General features: G+C 39.2%; 12 protein-coding genes. 6 read left to right on the top strand and 6 right to left on the bottom strand.

Annotation, left to right across the window (positions count from 1 at the left end):
• Positions 1-302: 302 nt before the first annotated feature.
• The 4 genes from EDF66_RS03675 to EDF66_RS03660 all read left to right on the top strand — a co-directional run bounded on the left by EDF66_RS03675 (position 303) and on the right by EDF66_RS03660 (position 7772).
• Entirely contained in the window at positions 303-881 is a 579-nt protein-coding gene (locus tag EDF66_RS03675) for an RNA polymerase sigma-70 factor (protein WP_132769655.1), read from the top strand.
• A gap of 66 nt (positions 882-947) precedes the next feature.
• Positions 948-2093, top strand: coding sequence for a FecR family protein (locus tag EDF66_RS03670; RefSeq protein ID WP_132840710.1), 1146 nt, complete (start codon positions 948-950; stop codon positions 2091-2093).
• A gap of 250 nt (positions 2094-2343) precedes the next feature.
• A complete protein-coding gene (locus tag EDF66_RS03665; protein ID WP_132840709.1) occupies positions 2344-5766 on the top strand; it encodes a TonB-dependent receptor in 3423 nt (1140 codons plus the stop codon).
• Between the two features lie 11 nt (positions 5767-5777).
• On the top strand, positions 5778-7772 hold the full coding sequence (locus EDF66_RS03660) for a RagB/SusD family nutrient uptake outer membrane protein (RefSeq protein WP_132840707.1): 1995 nt from the start codon (positions 5778-5780) through the stop codon (positions 7770-7772).
• A gap of 161 nt (positions 7773-7933) precedes the next feature.
• Here the strand turns inward: EDF66_RS03660 and EDF66_RS03655 are convergent, their stop codons facing one another.
• The 6 genes from EDF66_RS03655 to EDF66_RS03635 all read right to left on the bottom strand — a co-directional run bounded on the left by EDF66_RS03655 (position 7934) and on the right by EDF66_RS03635 (position 16378).
• Positions 7934-9610 (bottom strand): RagB/SusD family nutrient uptake outer membrane protein, encoded by a 1677-nt coding sequence (locus EDF66_RS03655; protein ID WP_243655981.1) that lies wholly within the window; start codon positions 9608-9610, stop codon positions 7934-7936.
• A gap of 8 nt (positions 9611-9618) precedes the next feature.
• Positions 9619-12996, bottom strand: coding sequence for a TonB-dependent receptor (locus tag EDF66_RS03650; RefSeq protein ID WP_243655980.1), 3378 nt, complete (start codon positions 12994-12996; stop codon positions 9619-9621).
• A gap of 142 nt (positions 12997-13138) precedes the next feature.
• Complete coding sequence (locus EDF66_RS03645) at positions 13139-14326, bottom strand: FecR family protein (protein ID WP_132840705.1); 1188 nt, start codon at positions 14324-14326, stop codon at positions 13139-13141.
• Between the two features lie 107 nt (positions 14327-14433).
• Positions 14434-15009: an RNA polymerase sigma factor gene (locus tag EDF66_RS03640; RefSeq protein WP_132840703.1), complete on the bottom strand. Its 576-nt coding sequence runs from the start codon at positions 15007-15009 to the stop codon at positions 14434-14436.
• Between the two features lie 557 nt (positions 15010-15566).
• Positions 15567-15731 (bottom strand): hypothetical protein, encoded by a 165-nt coding sequence (locus EDF66_RS26010; protein ID WP_165902354.1) that lies wholly within the window; start codon positions 15729-15731, stop codon positions 15567-15569.
• Positions 15732-15874: 143 nt separating this feature from the next.
• On the bottom strand, positions 15875-16378 hold the full coding sequence (locus EDF66_RS03635; RefSeq protein WP_132840702.1) for a DinB family protein: 504 nt from the start codon (positions 16376-16378) through the stop codon (positions 15875-15877).
• A gap of 354 nt (positions 16379-16732) precedes the next feature.
• On the opposite strand from EDF66_RS03635, the gene EDF66_RS03630 reads away from it, so the two are divergent.
• Together EDF66_RS03630 and EDF66_RS03625 are read left to right on the top strand one after the other, a co-directional pair.
• Positions 16733-17713, top strand: a complete 981-nt coding sequence (locus EDF66_RS03630) for a PLP-dependent cysteine synthase family protein (RefSeq protein WP_165902353.1) — start codon at positions 16733-16735, stop codon at positions 17711-17713.
• Positions 17694-18761, top strand: coding sequence for a DUF6695 family protein (locus EDF66_RS03625; protein WP_310437883.1), 1068 nt, complete (start codon positions 17694-17696; stop codon positions 18759-18761). The genes EDF66_RS03630 and EDF66_RS03625 overlap by 20 nt, the downstream gene beginning before the upstream one ends.
• Position 18762 lies beyond the last annotated feature (1 nt).

Genomic DNA, 18762 nt, shown 5'->3' with positions numbered 1-18762 from the left:
ACGCATGCAAGATCAATTGCGGGTTAAGACTGTGTTAACATAACATTATGTTTGACCATAATGGCAAAACGAACCTGGAGACGATGGATAATTATTAACTTGATTATAACAATCATATCAGACGGTATCTCTAGAAATTAATAGAGATATGAACATTGACTCATCGTTCATATCAGTTCATTAATAACCTATAAAAAACTAGGTTTCAAAGTAATAACAAGATTGCAAACCTTATATTATGTACTACATAATTTGTGATTTATAAAAATACTACATATATTGGGTGTCTAGAAAACCGCTTTATGAAAAACACTCAATTTGGGGATGACGAGCTATTGATAAAGTTGAGGGATAATGACCATTCAGCACTTACCGCTATATACAATAAGTACTGGAAAAACTTATACCAGTCCAGTTACCGTATATTGCAGGACCATGACAAATGCGAAGATGCCATTCAGGAAGTATTTGTTAACCTCTGGGAAATCCGTTCAAAACTGTTCATTAAAATATCTTTAAAATCATATTTATACGCATCTGTACGTTATGAGGTACTGAGACAATTGAGACGTAAGACTATTACAGAAGATATTGTAAATTTTATGGATACGCTGAGCACCGATAGCAATCAAGAACTATTGGAATATAAGGAACTCGATCAACAGATCAATCAGATTATCGATGCACTTCCCTCCCGTTGCCAAGAAGTTTTTAAGTTAAGCCGTCTGGAGCATCTTTCACATAAAGAAATTGCTGAAAAATTGGCCATTAGCACGAAAACAGTTGAATATCATATATCAAATGCGCTACTATTCTTAAGGAGTAATCTGGGAAAAACCCTCAGCGTGGAGTTATTTATGGTTCTTCTACTCCATCCTTAAAAAAAATCAATTTTTGCCTAGGGATAGATCATACCTTTTACTCATATATACATATAACCATAAATTTTGACACAAAAAGAAATTCTAGCATTACTGGATAGGTATCTCGCAGGTGAAACATCTTTCGAAGAAGAACAGCTATTGTCCAGATTTCATGAGACCTATGGTAAGGGAAAAGAATTGGACGAAGCATTCTTTACAGATGAGCGCCGATTGGCGATTTTATCCAAGATTGAAAATCAAATCCATTTTCAAAAGAGCAGGTTTATAAATTGGAAACGATGGTTTCCGGTAGCTGCGGCAGTATTAATCATGCTGAGCATTGCTGGAATACTTTATTTCAATCAAAAGTTTGAAAATATTTCCGAAGTAGAATTTTCTCAACAAGCTGAACAGATCATGCCAGGAACGAATAAAGCCATCTTAAGACTTGCGGATGGAACCATTATTTCACTTGATGATCGCAATAGCAGTAATCGGACATTGTTAAAAGAAAAAGGATTGACGGTGAAAAGCAATCAAGATGGACAGCTCCTCTATATCATTGCGGATACAAAAGCAAAAGGATTGAAAGGTACCAATAGCATAGAAACACCTCGTGGGGGCAAATATGAAGTTTTACTTCCAGACGGAACACATGTCTGGTTAAATGCAGCATCTGCTCTCACGTACAATTTAGATTTTAGCCACCAACGAAAAGTACAGCTGCAGGGAGAGGCATACTTTGAAGTGGCAAAGAAAAAAGTTCCATTTACTGTGCGGCACGGCATGCAGGAAATCCAGGTTTTAGGGACCCATTTTAATGTAAATGCTTATCAAGATGAAAGCTACTCAGAAACTACCCTGCTAGAGGGGCAAATTGCACTTCGATCATTACAGGGAAAAGATGAAAAAACCATTCTCATGAGGCCCAATTTTAAAGTAACGACCGATCATCATTCTGGCCTATCAAAACAGAGCATAGCCGATATAGAATCTGTTATGGCTTGGAAAAATGGTGATTTTCTATTTGAAGATCAAGAATTGGCGTCCATATTACGTGTAATTGCAAGATGGTATGATGTAAAAGTGGATTATAATTCACTTCCAAGAACACGCTATACACTACAATTATCCAAGCAGGTACGACTTTCAGATGTATTGAAAATGCTGGAAAAGACAGGACCGGTCAAATTCCAATTCGAGCAAAATACGATAAAAGTTGAAAAATAATTATCCATTCAAAACCTACTAAAAAATATGCCTATGATAAAAAACAACTAAACAAACACCTAAAAACAAAAAAATCCAGTTGCACCGCCATGCAACTGAACCAATTAAAAGGTAACCAAATAAACTTAAAGTACTACTAATCAATCACCTAATGAACAAATGTATAAATAAAATGATGCATTGTAGGGAATTATTTTTCATTTTTTTGAAGGAAATCCCTGCAATCTTATGTAATGGTTTTTTCCTAAAAATGAAAATAACAACTTTCCTTATTATTGTGAGCTTACAGGTTTCCGCCAATGTACTGTCGCAAGAAATAAGCTTAAGCGTAAAAGAAGCCCGCTTAAAAGAAGTACTCGTCAGTATTCGAAAACAGACAGGAATCAGGATGGTCTATAATACTGAATTAATCGGCAAAGCAAAACCTGTTTCTGTAGATATAAAAAGACTACCGTTACAACGTACCCTGGAACTGGTATTAGCAGAACAACCCTTTGATTACGAATGGAATGGCAATACAATTTTGATTAAGCCCAAATTGGAAATCGTCAAAACCGTGATCGTAGAACCTGTACAAACACAATTGGTTGTTTCCGGTAAAGTCTATAAATCTAGCAACAGTCCTTTATCGGGAGTAAGCATCAGAGAAAAAGGGACAAATAATGGTACAACTACAAATGAAAATGGCACATTCACATTAACCGTAAAAGATTCCAGATCAACCTTAATTTTTAGTTATGTAGGCTTTAAAACAATCGAAAATATCGCTTCAGCGCAGATGAGTATCACCTTGGAGGAGGACGCTTCTGCCATGGACGAAGTTGTCGTCGTTGGCTATGGCACACAGAAAAAAATAAATTTGACGGGTTCCGTCTCTACGGTCAGCGCAAAGCAACTTGAGTCCAGACCTGTGCAAAACTTAGGACAGGCCCTACAAGGAATGGTACCCGGATTAAATTTACAGACTGCCGGTCTAGGTGGCGAACTTAACCAAACCATGAGTGTCAATATACGCGGAGCAGGTACAATTGGTGTTGGTTCCTCTTCATCTGTATTGGTATTGATCGATGGAATGGAGGGCGATATGAATGCGCTAAATCCGCAGGATATCGAAAATATATCCGTTTTAAAAGATGCCGCTTCAGCCGCCATATATGGCTCTAGAGCTCCTTTCGGTGTTATTTTAATTACAACCAAAGCAGGGAAAATCGGAAAACCGGTGGTCAATTACAACAACAATATCAGGTTAAGTGCACCACGAGGTTTACCAACCATGCTGGATTCTAAAACATTTGCTTACTATTACAATGAAGTCGCAGCGAATGATGGCGAAGCGGCCAAATTTTCACAAACTGTCCTTGATAAAATCATTGCCTATCAAAATGGAGAAATCAGTACCGTCTCCACAGCGGGTGCAGATGGAAAATGGCAGTACTATACCGGATCGAACGCCAATACCAACTGGTTTGAAGAATTTTATAAAAACTTCTCCACTTCACATGAACATACCATGAGTGTGAACGGTGGATCAGACCGTGTTAAATATTATTCTTCACTGAATTATATGGATCAGGATGGTTTAAATAAATATGCAAACGATAATTTCAAACGTTTTTCATTTGCTACAAAATTAGATATCAAAATTTCCGATAAGCTAGATCTATTAACAAATACCCGGTTTGTAAGAGAAGATTTTGATAAAGCAACGCATATGAATGATCTTTATTATCATAATATAGCCCGACGCTGGCCAACCGTTCCTGTACGCGATGATAATGGATTCTTTTCAGAACCTTCAGAAATAAATCAATTACTGGACGGAGGACGTACCAACTACCAAAAAGACTTTTTATATCAGCAGATCCAGTTAAAATATCAACCGGTCAAAGGTTGGAACATCACCGGTAATGTCAATTACAGAATCACCAATAGGAATGATCACGGGGAAATCTTAAAAGCTTATGCTTATGCTGTAAACAAAGAACCTTTCCTTGTTCCGGTCGGTTACAACAGTGCTGGCGGAACCAGTGTCGCGGAAACTGCTCGAAAAGATGAATACTTCAGTACCAATTTATTTTCAGACTATAGTTTCAATATTGCCGAAGACCACCAGTTTACAGTTCTGGCAGGATTCAATTCAGAATTGAATAAGTACAGAACGCTAAGCGGTAATATGAGCGGTTTGATCACAGACGATATCCCTACGTTAAATACCGCAACATTAGATCCAAAAACCAATGGTGGTTATCAGCACTGGGCTATTGCAGGATTTTTTAGCAGGGTCAATTATAGCTATAAAGACCGTTACCTATTGGAATTAAATGCCCGTTATGATGGTTCATCCCGATTTCCGAAAGACCTAAGATGGAATCTCTTCCCTTCATTTTCTGCAGGCTGGAATATCTCCAACGAAGCCTTCTGGCCTCTAAAATCTGAAATATCCTTATTCAAACTTAGAGGATCATATGGAGAACTAGGGAATCAAGGAACAGACAACTGGTATCCTTTCTATTCCATCATGCCGGTTACAGCGGGACAGGGTAGCTGGTTACTCAATGGTGTGAAACCAAATTCGGCAAGTGCTCCAAATTTAATCTCCTCTTCTTTAACCTGGGAACGCGTTTCCAGCTGGAATCTAGGATTAGATGTCGCGGCCCTGAATAATCGTTTAGGACTCGCATTTGATCTCTATAAAAGAAATACCTATGACATGATTGGTCCAGCACCCGATCTACCTGCGATTTTAGGAACAGCGGTACCTCGCATCAATAATTCAGAAATGTACTCTAAAGGGTTTGAAGTTGAACTTTCATGGAAAGACGATATCGGAGATTTCAACTATGGCGTACGTGCTGTATTATCAGACGATCAACAGACCATCACCAAATACCCTAATTCAACCGGAAATTTTACCCAATGGTATAACGGTAAAAAGAACGGAGAGCTCTGGGGTTATACAACGCTAGGTATCGCACAGACTCAGGAGCAGATGGATGCACATATTGCCAATACCAAACAATCCTTCGCTACCAAATGGCAAGCAGGAGATGTTATGTATTTGGATAAAAATGGAGATGGACAGGTAAATAATGGAGCAAGTACCTTGTCCAATCCAGGTGATATGAGCATAATCGGCAATAGCCTACCCCGCTTTAGATACAGTTTAGATCTTACTGCCAATTATAAAGGATTTGACGTTAGGATATTTCTTCAGGGAATTGGAAAACGGGATCACGTGCCCAACGGACCTTATTTCTGGGGTGCCAATGGCGGTATGTGGCAATCGGCAGGTTTCCAGGAAAACATGGATTTCTTTAGGGACGAGAATTCAGTGATGGTACAGAACGATGTGCTGGGGATCAACACCGATGCCTACCTACCAAGACCTTATTTCAACACCCAAAAGAACCAGCAGACCCAGACACGATATATACAGAATGCCGCTTATCTACGGTTAAAAAATGCGCAGCTCGGCTATACCTTCAACCCTGCTTTATTATCAAAGATCGGACTGTCAAAAATCCGTGTATATGCTTCCGGAGAGAATCTATTGACATTTACAAAAATGGCAAAAGTATTTGACCCGGAGACGGTTGGTTTAGGAGGATGGAACGATGGTAAATCATACCCGTTCTCAACCATCTATTCTTTTGGATTAAGTGTGAATTTTTAATGATTTGAATAATGAAAAAGAGCTATATAAATAAGATACAACAACTCTGCGCAACGGTACTTGCCTTTAGTACATTATTATCCTGTAATAAATATTTGGATAGAGCACCTTTGTCCGATGTAACACCCTCAGAGTACTTAAATACAGAAGCTGATCTCGCGGCATATACCATTACCCGTTACAATTTCCCAACACATGGAGGTTGGGGATTAGGTACATTTGCTAATGATAACGGGACAGACAATCAAGTGACTTCGGGCTATGCGACACGTTGGGTACCTGGCGAATGGCGGGTAGGCGCTACAGGTGGAGACTGGGATTTTACGAATATCCGTCAGGTCAATTATTTCCTCGAATCGGTACTTCCCAAATGGAAAAGTAACAGCATAACCGGCAATAAGCTCAATATTGAGCATTATATCGGTGAAGCCTATTTCTTACGGGCTTATGAATACTTCAACAAAGTACAGGCATTGGGAGATTTCCCCATCTTAAAAAATACCGTAAAAGATAATCTGGAGGAATTAACCGTCATTTCCACTCGTAAACCCCGAAACGAAGTTGCCCGTTTTATTATCGCAGATCTGGATTCAGCGGCTACTTTACTCAGTACAACAACTGCTTCCGGAAAAACTCGGATCACCAAAAATGTAGCACTATTGTTAAAATCCCGTGTGGCACTCCATGAAGCAACTTGGTTAAAATACCATAAAGGAACTGCTTTAGTACCCGGCGGACCGGGATGGCCAGGAGCAAAATCAAATGCTAATTTCGCCATGAACATCGATCAGGAAATCGACTACTTCCTGACACAGGCCATGGAGTCTGCGCAGTTGGTAGCAGATGGAGTAGCATTAGTTAACAATACAAAAGATAATGGCTTTAATTCATCCAATAATCCTTACTTCAAGATGTTTGGTGATTTTGACCTAAATGCCTATAGTGAAGTGCTTCTTTGGAGGCAATATAGCCTACCTTTAAATGTTACGCATACTGTAAACCATTACATGAACAGAAATGCAGGGAATTCGGGATATGCAAAAGGATTAGTCGAAAATTTTACCATGGCCAATGGATTACCGATTTATGCTGCAACTTCAGGATATAAGGGCGATAATTTAATCAGCGATGTAAAGATTGACCGCGATAACCGTTTACAGATCTTTATGAAAGCTCCGGGAGAGTTAAGCTATACCGATCGAAAGAATACCAATGGGCAAGATATCGTAGAAGGAAAACCGGATATTTTGGGTATTGCTGAAACTCGATATGTAACAGGTTATGCCCTTAAGAAAGGGTTCAATTACCTAATTGCACAATCCGAAGGTGCAACAAGCACCACCGGTTCTATTGTATTCAGAGCCGTTGAAGCTTACTTAAATTATATCGAAGCCAGTTACCTTAAAAATGGTTCGGTCAATGCTAAGGCGCAGGCATACTGGACGCAAATCAGGGAGCGTGCTGGAGTCAACACCGACTATATGAATACAGTCAATAATACCGATATGAATATGGAAGCAAAAGGTGATTTCGGGGCCTATTCTGCCGGACAATTATTATCTGATAAAGTTTTATATAATATCCGGAGAGAAAGACGCCTGGAATTAGTTGCTGAGGGCCTGCGCTTTGCAGATCTAAAACGCTGGAGAGCATTAGACCAACTTGCGGCAAAACCTTATATTGTTGAAGGCATGAAAATATGGGGACCTATGCAAGAATGGTATAAAGATGAAAAAGGTGCTTCATCGTTGATACAGCCAAATACTTCAGGAAAAACAGCTAATGTTTCCCTGCAGTCTGAAAGCAATTATCTTAGACCTTACCGCATAAACTTAGCGGCAACCAATTTAGTCCTCGATGGGTATAAATGGATCAGTGCACATTATTTAAATCCAATTGCTATGAGCCACTTTACCATAACTTCACCAGACGGCTCGCCGGAATCGTCCAGCATTTACCAAAATCCAGGCTGGCCATTAATGGCTAATCAAGGAGCAACAAATTAAACATACTAAAGCACCATACTGCATACCAGCAGTATGGTAGTATTACTCCATGGTGAGACTATTGACACAAGAAAGGCTGCTTAAATTGATCTAAGCAGCCTTTTTGTTTAAAGTAATTAAACCATATTACTTTTAGAAGAGATCTGATTTAATTTAGCATTCTACCATCCGGGATTTTGTCCCAGATTTGGATTTCTTTCCCACTGCGTCTGTGGCACAGGCCATAGGTAGTTTTTTGGATTTTCAAAAGCACGGTTCCACTGCACGATCAAAAACCCATCTTTATTTTTACGGTAAGCGGCACTCGCTAATTGTGGGAACCACGAAGCTTTTACTCCTTCTATGTCAGCAGCAAGGCGGCTTCCTTCCTTCCATCTACGTACATCAAAGTATCTTTGCCCCTCAAGTACAAGTTCCACCCGTCGCTCCCTGCGGATCTCCGTGCGTATATCCATGCCGTGTTGCGCTAAAAAACTCAGCTCCATACGTTTCATACCTACACGGTCACGCAACAAATTGATTGAGATATCAAGATCAGCCTGAGTCAGTTTCCCCTGTTCCATCCGCGCTTCCGCATAGGTTAGCAACACTTCTGCATACCGAATATGATGAATATCATTATCATCTCTGTTATAATTTGGAACAGCAGATAGCTCCACATATTTTTTATAATAATAGCCAGTTGTGGTAACCGATCCACGACCATCTTGGCTAAATTTAGGAACTTGAAAGATAGTTGGATCAGGATTGCTCGCAATCGGTCTACCATCATAACGTCCGCCCCATTTATCTCCCGGCACCAAGATCGTCTGGGTCATTCTCGGATCTCTGTTTTTGAAGACATCTGCATAGGTATCATCCTGATACAGCGGTGATTTTTCGATCGGTAAACCATCAGATGATAAGTAGGAATCAACCAGCGATTTTGTCGGCACAAAACGAGCAAACTGATCAGGTACGTGAATCTCCCTACTTAAATTATGCATAATAATATCCATTTTATGCAACCTTGCAAAAAGTGTCTCCTGATTTTTTCCCATAGCCAGTTTACCACTCCGCGTAAACAGGTCTTGATAAGCAGTTTTCGGATTCCCTGTTGTATACAGCTTATAAACGCCCAGATCCATAACATCTTTAGCTGCTTTCTCAGCGATTTCATATCGTCCATACGCTAGCGCAATGCGCGCTTTTAAGGCTAGTGCAGTACCTTTGCTGATACGCCCCAAATTATCCCCGGCAGGAATCTCCTTAGGGAGAACAGCTGCAGCCACATCCAATTCCTTAAGTAGAAAATCAACCACTTCTGCTTGCGGTGTTCTTGCATCATATAACTCCGGATCACCTGGATTCAGTGGTACTAAAGACAAAGGAATATCTCCATAAAAAGAAGTCAAAAAGCTATATCCCAAAGCTCTGATCACACGAACTTCTGCGGCAAGTCGTTCATTAGCTCCAGGAGTTGTTTCTTCCGCATTTTTGTACTTTTCCAAAAAGACATTACATTCTCGGATATCGCGGTACATATTGCGCCATTCAGCATCCACTGTAGGTTGAGTGACCGGAAATACACCAGAACCGATATCTTTATATTCTGTTGTTGTTGGCCACATCGTATTTTCGGCCAAATTTTCCATATCGACAATATTCTTCGCTTTTACGCGCGAGTAGATAGCTGTAACCGCCATCTCCAACTGCTCTTGCGTCTTCCAGTAAGTATCATCAACGATTTCATCTTGCGGATAGCGATCCAGAAATTTATTACAGCTGCTTAGCGAAGCCATGCCTATAAGCAATAGCATCACTCTTCGTGTATTATTTTTATATTTTTGAAGTAACATGATCTTGACTATTTAAGGTTGAAATTTAGACCGACAACATAAGTTTTAACTTGCGGATAATAACCGCCAGTATTACCCGCAGGTATTTCAGGATCATAACCTTTATAGAAGTTAGTTTTGGTGAAGAGATTATCCGCAGAGAAATATATTCTCAGTTTGGAAACTCTGATTCTTTCCATCATAGTTGTTGGAAAAGTATACCCGATCTGTATATTTTTTAACCTGAGGTATGACGCATCTTCTAACCATTTGGATGATAATCGTGTATTATGGGTACGCATATAAACCAATCTTGGATAAGAAGCATCGGTATTTTCTGGGGTCCATCGATCCAGATGCACATCTTGTGGCATAGCACTGTTGTTGATAAAAGGATGGCGCGCCGCACCGCCCAAATATCCATCAGCCTTGCCCACCCCTTGCAGGAAGAAACTAAAATCAATGCCCTTATAGTCCAGATCACCTCTAAATCCGTAAGTATAGCGTGGAATTTCACTTCCCAAGATTACACGATCCTTCAATACAGTTATTTCTGTCGCATCCGCATCGGCAGGTTTATAAATCAAATCGCCTGGAGCTACCAGATCACCCTTTTGAAAAGGAAACTTAGGAACATATTTTCCATCAACAAGATTAAAATCACTTTCTTGCGCAATTCGATCAGCCACAAATCCATAAAAAGCATCCAAAGGATATCCCTCCAATCGAACTTGATCCCCAAGGTTATTCGCGAAATTTTCCAGCTTGGTAATCTTATTTTTCACATCAGAAAGGTTAAAATTGGCGGCATACCTGAAATCTCCCACTTGGTCACGCCAACCGATAACCAGTTCCCAGCCTTTGTTTTGTACTGAACCGGAGTTTTGTGCAGGATAAGCAGTACCCACACCGATCACATCAGGTAATGGCGGGTTTAAAATGATCGCATTCGTATTATTAATAAAATATTCACCAGTCAAACTTAACCGACTATTTAAAAATGCAAGATCTATCCCCGCATTTGTTTTTTCAGCAGATTCCCAAGTAATAAATTGGTTTGGAATAAACGTTTGCCTAAAGCCCACCTGTCCCTCATCACCGATTGGATTGTTACTCGTCATCTGTACAGAGGCCAAGGTCGCCATATAAGGAAAATCACGTCCTACTTTATCGTTTCCTTGTGTACCATACGAGAATCGGATTTTAGCCAGATCCCAGAATCCCTTCATTTTTTCAAAGAAATGCTCTTCACTCAATACCCAACCAGCAGAGAAAGATCCAAACCAGTTCCATCGTACATCCTTATGGAAGCGGGAAGAACCATCACGACGGAAGTTACCTTCCAGCAGATATTTGCTTTTGTAGTCGTAATTTAGTCTTCCAAAAAAAGACATTAGTGCATTCTGATTGCTGGAGCTACTGTTCAACTGGTTGTCCGTACCTACCGCAAGAGATTCCAGTTCCTGAACAGGAAGATTTTGTCTTGAAGCCCAAAAATCATTTCCAATAGTTTCTTCTACTGAAAACCCCAACAATCCGGTGATGTTATGTTTATCTTGAATAGTTGTTATATAATTAGCGGTACCCACGAATGTTTGATAAGTGCCAGCGTAATGATCCATTTTGATACTATTAGGATTATTGGTCTGATAGATCAATTTATTATCATCGGGACTAAAATAGTTGATTGTCTTAAGCAGTGTATTTCGCTTCGAATTATATTTTACCAAACCATATTGGCCTTTGATATCGAGACCTTTCATCAGGTTAAGAGTAGCTGCGATATTGGCTGTAATTTCTTGCGAAGTAAAACGGTTGGTACCGCCATCGGTTGCCACCGCGACTGGATTACTTTGACCACCATGATATCCCCAGCTTCCATTTGAAAATCTTACTGGAACCAAGGGACGTATTGAAGTTGCACCAGAAAGTGCACCTGTCCCCGATGCAGAACCGTAATAACCACGGTCAATGTAACCCAAGTTAGCATCTATCTTGACACGATCGATCAGCTCCGTATTTAATCGTAAACGGGCATTATGACGTCCTGCTTTAAAATTATCACCTACAACCAGTCCACCCTCGCCAAGGTATCCATATGAAGCATAATAACGACTCTTTTCCGTACCGCCCTGTAGGCTCAAATTATAATTTTGTTGCTTAGCATTCCTCTTATATACTTCATCGATCCAATCGGTATTTGCAAAATAATTAAGATCAGTTCCGTTGCGGGCCGTTTCGATATCTTTTTCACTATAAGTAGGTCCTTGATTAGCATTGCGGTTTGCTTCATTCTGCAGCAACATATAATCGACAGAACCTAAAAAATTTGGTAAAGCCGTAGGGGTCTGGAGTCCATAGTAACTATTAAAATTAAGACTCGTTGTACCCGCCTTACCCTTTTTAGTGGTGATTAATATCACTCCATTTGCTCCGCGAACACCATAGATAGAAGACGAAGCAGCATCTTTGAGCACCGAAACGTTTTCAATATCTTCCGGGTTTAAAATATTGAGATTGCCCCCCGGTATCCCGTCGATCACGACCAAAGGATTCGCATCTCCCCAAGTACCTACACCACGGATTCGGATCTCAGGAGCAGAATTGCCCGGACTTGTATTCTGACTTCGGACTGTCAATCCAGGAAGCTGTCCCTGCAGTCCGCGACCAACATTTGTAATTGGCCTACTTTCAAGCTCCTTCCCTGACAAGGTCGCAACAGCACCCGTCATATTTATCTTTTTTTGCACGCCATAGCCTACGACTACGACCTCGTCCATCAGCTTTTCCTCCTGTTCAAGCTTAATCTCCAAAACCTGCTGATTACGAAGCATAATTTCCTGCTTTTTGAATCCCACAAAAGATATTATCAGTACGTCACCCACATTCGCCACGACCGAAAACTGGCCATCAACATCCGAAGCGCTTCCGCCTGCGGACTTTCCTTTTACCATAACACTGACACCCGAAAGTGCTTCACCTGCAACATCAGTAATAAGCCCCGAAAAAACCTGCTGTTGGTCGGCATCCACCTTAATGAAACCGTTTTGATTTATGCGGCCCGTCATCTTCTTTCTTTGAATAACAATAGACTTTTCATCAATCGTATACCGGAGATTCCGAGGTTCCAATAATTTGTCCAATGCAGTGGTTAGCGGTTGATTGGTCAGATCGACATTCAAATTTTTCACATCATTGATGATGTCACTTTTACATAGAACATTATAGCCCGTCTGATTTTTTATTTCCGTGAGAAAATGTACAAAAGACATATTTTTTTGTTTAATCGTTATGGTCTGTGCACGTACAGTAGCATGAAGCTGCACAACGGAACAGAAAATATACAAGATCAAAAATTTCATCATGACAAAGTACTTAAAGTGCTGGGAATGGAATCGTTTTGCCATTCCGAGATTGTTTTTTTTCATTACCTTTGACTGGTTTAAGTTAAAATATAGTATCTACAATATGCGATTATCATTACTTGAACTTTCCTGCCGGAATAGTTAGCGCTATTCCGGTATTTAGTTCAACATCCCTGAGTAAAATTTATTTCATGAATGTTACCCTCCTTCCCTCAATTTTATAGTTAATATCTTCATCAGTCATTTTAATTAATCGCAGTACATGGCTAAAACGACTACTTCTTGTAATAGAGCCCCAGATTTTCATATTTTCGAGTTTTTTATCCAAAACTAATTCCACATCATACCAGCGAGCCAATTTTTGCATAACAGAAGACAGCGGTTCATTGTTAAATATAAATTCACCATTTTTCCAGGCAATAAACTCCGAAATATTAACTGGATAAACGTTTATCTGTCCATCCTTAAAAGCTGCCTGTTGCCCCGGTATCAAAATATGAACAGGTTGATTTTTATGAGATACCTGAATTTTACCCTCCGCGAGTGACACCAGTGAAACAGCCTCATCCTGATAAGCTGCAATATTAAAGTGTGTACCTAAAACTTCGACTGTCTGATCTCTCGTATGCACGATAAAAGGGCGCTTTTTGTCACTTTTAACTTCAAAATACGCTTCACCAGTTAATGTTACCTCGCGTTGATTTTTCGCAAAAGATTGTGGATAACTCAGTTTCGAGTCTGCATTGAGCCACACTTTCGTCCCATCAGAAAGGACGACTTGGTATTCTCCCCCTCTAGGAACACTAAGAGTCATTAATTTAGTCGCAATCTCGTTCTCATCAGCAATCACTGTCCCGTCAGTATATTTTAATGCATCCATCATGCTTATGCCATCATGAGCATCGCTCAAAACAAGCCTCTTACCATCATTCATGCTTAACAAAGCACGTTTCTTTCCTGGATTGAAATCAGAGATAACAGTATGGTGAAGATATTTTATCGGCTTTTGCTGTTCTAATATCAGATAACCTGCAAGCAAGAATATTAAAAAACAAGAAGCAACAACATATAAATAGCGACGTTTCCTAATCGGAAATATTAAGGTATCTGAAGAGTCGTGCCCTTGTTTTCTTATCTTGATCAATAGATCATCCAATAAGACCTCTTCACGCTGCTGAGTATGAACGTGAAGAATCTGCTGATAATCCGCAACCGCACTTAGGATTTTCTCTGCCGAATCAAATTCTTGGAGAATTTCCTTCAATCTCGGATGATTTAACAGCATTTTTTCTAATACCCTTTCTTTTTCCGGAGATAGCGTTCCATGCACTTTATCCTTAATCAAAGAAACGATCTGATCTATTTGTTGCATATATAATTAGTAGTCCTTATTTATATAAACACAACAATTTGTAAAACCTTACATCAATTATACAACAAAAATAAAATTGTGTAATAAGCACGTTAAAGACAACAAGATTAAAATAGATCCTTAAATATTAATAAGAAAACACAGGAATTTTTTAGGTCTAATTTTCGGCGTAGGGTTGCCAAAGCGCGGGATTTATTAGCATAAACAGCATTAGGTGTCATCAGCAATTTGGCACTTATCTGTTCTATAGTAAGATCCTCCATAAAACTCATCTGAAAAATCATTTTCTGCTTTTCAGGCAACAGATTCACCTCTTCAAATATCAGGGTAAGTAACTCTGTGCGGACGATTTGCAAAAAAATATCCGAATCTTCAACAAGCACTTCTTCATAATCACTTATATCATCAATCTGCAAAATAAACCTACTTTTCCTATTGCGGTTCAAACATAAGTTTTTCACCACTACATACAAAAAAGAACGGATCTTGTCCACCTGTTCAAATTGACTCCTTCTTTCCCAAAATTTCAAGAACGCCTCAGAGACAACCTCTTCAGCTTCCTGAACGGATGAACAATACTTACGAGCAAAAAAAATCAGCGATCGATTGTACAAGCGATAGATTGCGATCAAGCCGTCTTCATTTTCTTGACGCAGAGATTCAATAATTGATGATTGCTTCATTAAAATTTTATTTACAAAATCACTGAGGAAGTCTTATCGACTTGATCAAGGCACCAAAAATATTAAATATTAGAATGAAAAATCATAAAAGGCTTGGTCAAAAAGAAACCATAACAATATGTTAATCTTTATTTTATATTGGCGCACACAAAGCTGAATATATTAATAAAATTTCAAAATACGTTAAAGCAAAGGGTAAAAAGCGAACAAAGGTACTCTTTGGCTTGAAAGGAAAGTCAATATTCTTCTTTCCAGTCTATCAAGAGCCAAGCGACTTCCTCTTAGCCCAGTACAACTATATTTTTATTTTTTTACATTACGTTTTTTATTCTAGCTTAATAAGGCAATTAAAAATTATTTATCTTTACACTGGTTCATAATTTGCATCAACTGCTAAAGATTCTTCCCCGTCCGGTGAAACATTGTACATTTTTATTAGAAAGCTATTATTACTAAGGACTGGAATTTCCATTCGCCAGCCCTAATCGAGTTATCAACGACTTCATAAAAATCTAATATGGAAATATCACCTTGCTTGTTCATTCTTCCATAACAATTCATAATTTTCCGCCCATACCCCATGAGTCGATCCATGATGCCGTAACTTCGGATTGTTTGTTATTATTCCCTATCAATTCTATACCCTCTTGCACCACATCTTCATGAATCCAATCATAACTAAGTATCATAAACTTGCTGTTTGCGGCTGCTTTTATCATCATTGACACATAGTAAAAATCAGGTTCGGGCAGTCAACTTCGAATACAATGAGTGTCATTCCAATGTCCAATATATTTGTTGCTTATGTTTAGAAGTGTCTTAATAATTTGCTTTTACACATCTAAAAATGCCTATTCTACAGGGACTATCCAGCTTGTTGCCGCATCACGTTCCAGAAATTATAATCCATCATGGGTGCTTTTAAAACTCCTACATGATGCCCGATCGTTACAATTTGACCGCGATGATAGGTAGTATGGATGATGAGATGCTGGAGATATTCGTATTTGGCAAAGTTTGAAGAAAACCATTCTGACTCTATTAAAAGGGAATTGTTCATCGCTTCGTAGTTTCCCTTTACATAAGCTGCTAAAAGTTTCGCTTCATTTACTAAGTTTTCCATTTCAAGTTCAATATCTACCGTTGTGGCCATGTACTCAAAACTTGGTGTCTCTGTTTCACGGATCATCGATGACCAGTACAGCTGCGTATCACTGATATGTTTTACTGTCTTTGCGATACTGTTAAAACTCGACGGACATTCCTTTTGCAACAATTCCACGGGGTAGTTTCCCAACCAATTTATCAATTGTTCTGTAACCCAGATGTTGTAATCAACACTGTTGGTCATTAATGTTTTTAAACTCATTGTAAATTCTATTTTAGTTTATAATAATGCTGATCCTTCAATAAATCTGTTTTGCCATTACGTCTTTATTAATCAAAACCTTTGCAAATTAAGATGTTCTTCAATCAGGTCAACATCTCTTGGAAGTTTGGTTATTTCTCCCCTAAATTTAGTAAAATTTTAAATATAACAGACTACTTATTAAATAGATACATAGGGCAATAAACTCTCGAAAAAAAATGATATCCGTTATACGAGTCGTGTTTAAAAAGAATTGGATATACGCCTACAATATCCACATCCTATACTAAATTGGAATGTAAAACCGTTAAATATGAATAGAAATTGAATTGAAAACTAATATTTTACACTATTTTGGATGCTTCAATCTTCGGAAATACACCACTACATCGATGCAGCTACCTTTCAGAAAAATATCGATGTCATATTTATATAAAAAAGGAATATTTTAATCCTAATCATACAGCCAAAGATCGAGTGGCATGGTATATGGTAAAGGACGCAATTGCCAAAAAACTTATAAAACCTAACGATACAATCGTTGAAGCAAGCAGTGGGAACACAGGGATTGGAATTGCCTATCTTGCGAAGCAAATGGGATACAGATCTTGTATCTTCGTCACACGCAATTGTTCCCAAGAGAAACTAAAGAGTTTACAAGCTCTGGATGCAAAGATCGTGCTCTGCGATAATTCCAACGGGTTCTTAGATAAAAATTCCACACAATATCAAGCACGGGCATTTACGGAAATTAATAAAAACAGTTACTATACCGATCAGTATAACAATCCAGAAAACTGTCGGGCCCATTATGAAACCACCGGTCCAGAAATATGGAACCAAACATCCGGAATTATTACCCACTTCTTTGCTGGAATTGGCACGACGGGCACTATATCAGGCATTGGAAAATACTTAAAAGAAAAAGACCAGCACATTAAAGTCGTTGGAGTTGAACCGAAAGGCTCCATCCTCGCGCATTATAAAGCTTCTGGTCGTGTGGTACAAGCAAATACAGAAATGGAAAAAATTGAAGGCATCGGGCGCAAATTTATACCCGGTATTTTTAATCTGAAAGCCCTTGACTACATTATCCAAGTTGAACGTAGCCGTACAATCCAGACTGCAATGGACTATTACCAACATACAGGAATGCTTGCTGGTTTTTCCAGTGCCGCAGTTCTTACGGGACTGGAAGATTATTTCACAGACACCCCAGTAGACAGTCGAGATCAAATCGTATTATTATTTGCTGATTATGGCGATCGCTATATGAACAGTCTATACCATACATTAAATACTAAGAAGACAGCCTATGATCAAAAGTTTTCATGATTTCGCGATTCCGCTGGCCTGGCCTGATAAAACAGCCTATGGCGATGAAAAATGGATGAGCATACTAAAAAGTTTTAGGCTGGTAAAAAATCTAAACTTTAAGGTGGGACATGCCGCTATATTATTGGTATCACGCAACACTGGACAGGTCACGTATTATGATTTTGGCCGTTATGTTTGTCCACGTGGTTATGGTCGGGTCCGATCAAAACATTTTGATCCCAGGCTAACCATTCAAACATCGGCTATCTTCGACAAAACCTATTCAACGATCACCAATATCGAGGAAATAATGCAGGAATTATCTGTAATCGAACACGCCACCCACGGAGGAGGGCGGCTGTTATTTTCCATCGTACCCCAGATAGAATATGAGGTTGCCACCCAATATGCCTGCGACCTCAGCAACATGGGGCCAGTTCCATACGGTGCATTAGCAGCACGCAACAACAGCTGCTCCCGATTTGTCGCCCAGATGCTTAAAGCTAGTATGCATCCAGAAGATAGACGCATAAGAAAAATATGTATTCCCGAAACCATTATTCCCAGCCCGACAAGCAATATTGTCAATACGCATCAAAATAAACAGATATTTTGTTTCGCAGACGGACAACTAACCAGCTGGAATATGAGTCGTAAACAATCCTTAAAGTTTCAATGGAGTTTACTCAAAGAAAATTTAAGCCACGGATCATCCACAGCCTTAGGATGTGACTTAAGCAAAGGTCATCTTGACCTGCCTTTAAGACCGTACAATGTCCCTATTGACGCACAATGGTTGGGAGGCATTGGTGAAGGCATGTGGTTTCATCTTGCCGAAAGCAACGTTGAGGAAACTCACTATATAATGTCCAGCTACAGTCACAGTGGCGAAATCATAAACCAGGTCTGTACATCATGCCCCCAACAAAAATTTATCATTACTGAGCCCTATGAGATCTTGGCACAGATGGATGGAAAATATTTCACTTTACTACAGCATGACACCAGATTTTTATTCAAAAAGATCGAATATCCGAAAGCAAATAAATCATTAAGAGCAATTTAAA

The sequence above is a fragment of the Sphingobacterium sp. JUb20 genome (assembly GCF_004342035.1).
GTDB lineage: Bacteria > Bacteroidota > Bacteroidia > Sphingobacteriales > Sphingobacteriaceae > Sphingobacterium > Sphingobacterium anhuiense.
Note: the sequence above shows the minus strand (reverse complement) of the source record. Positions and strands in the feature narration are given on the sequence as shown.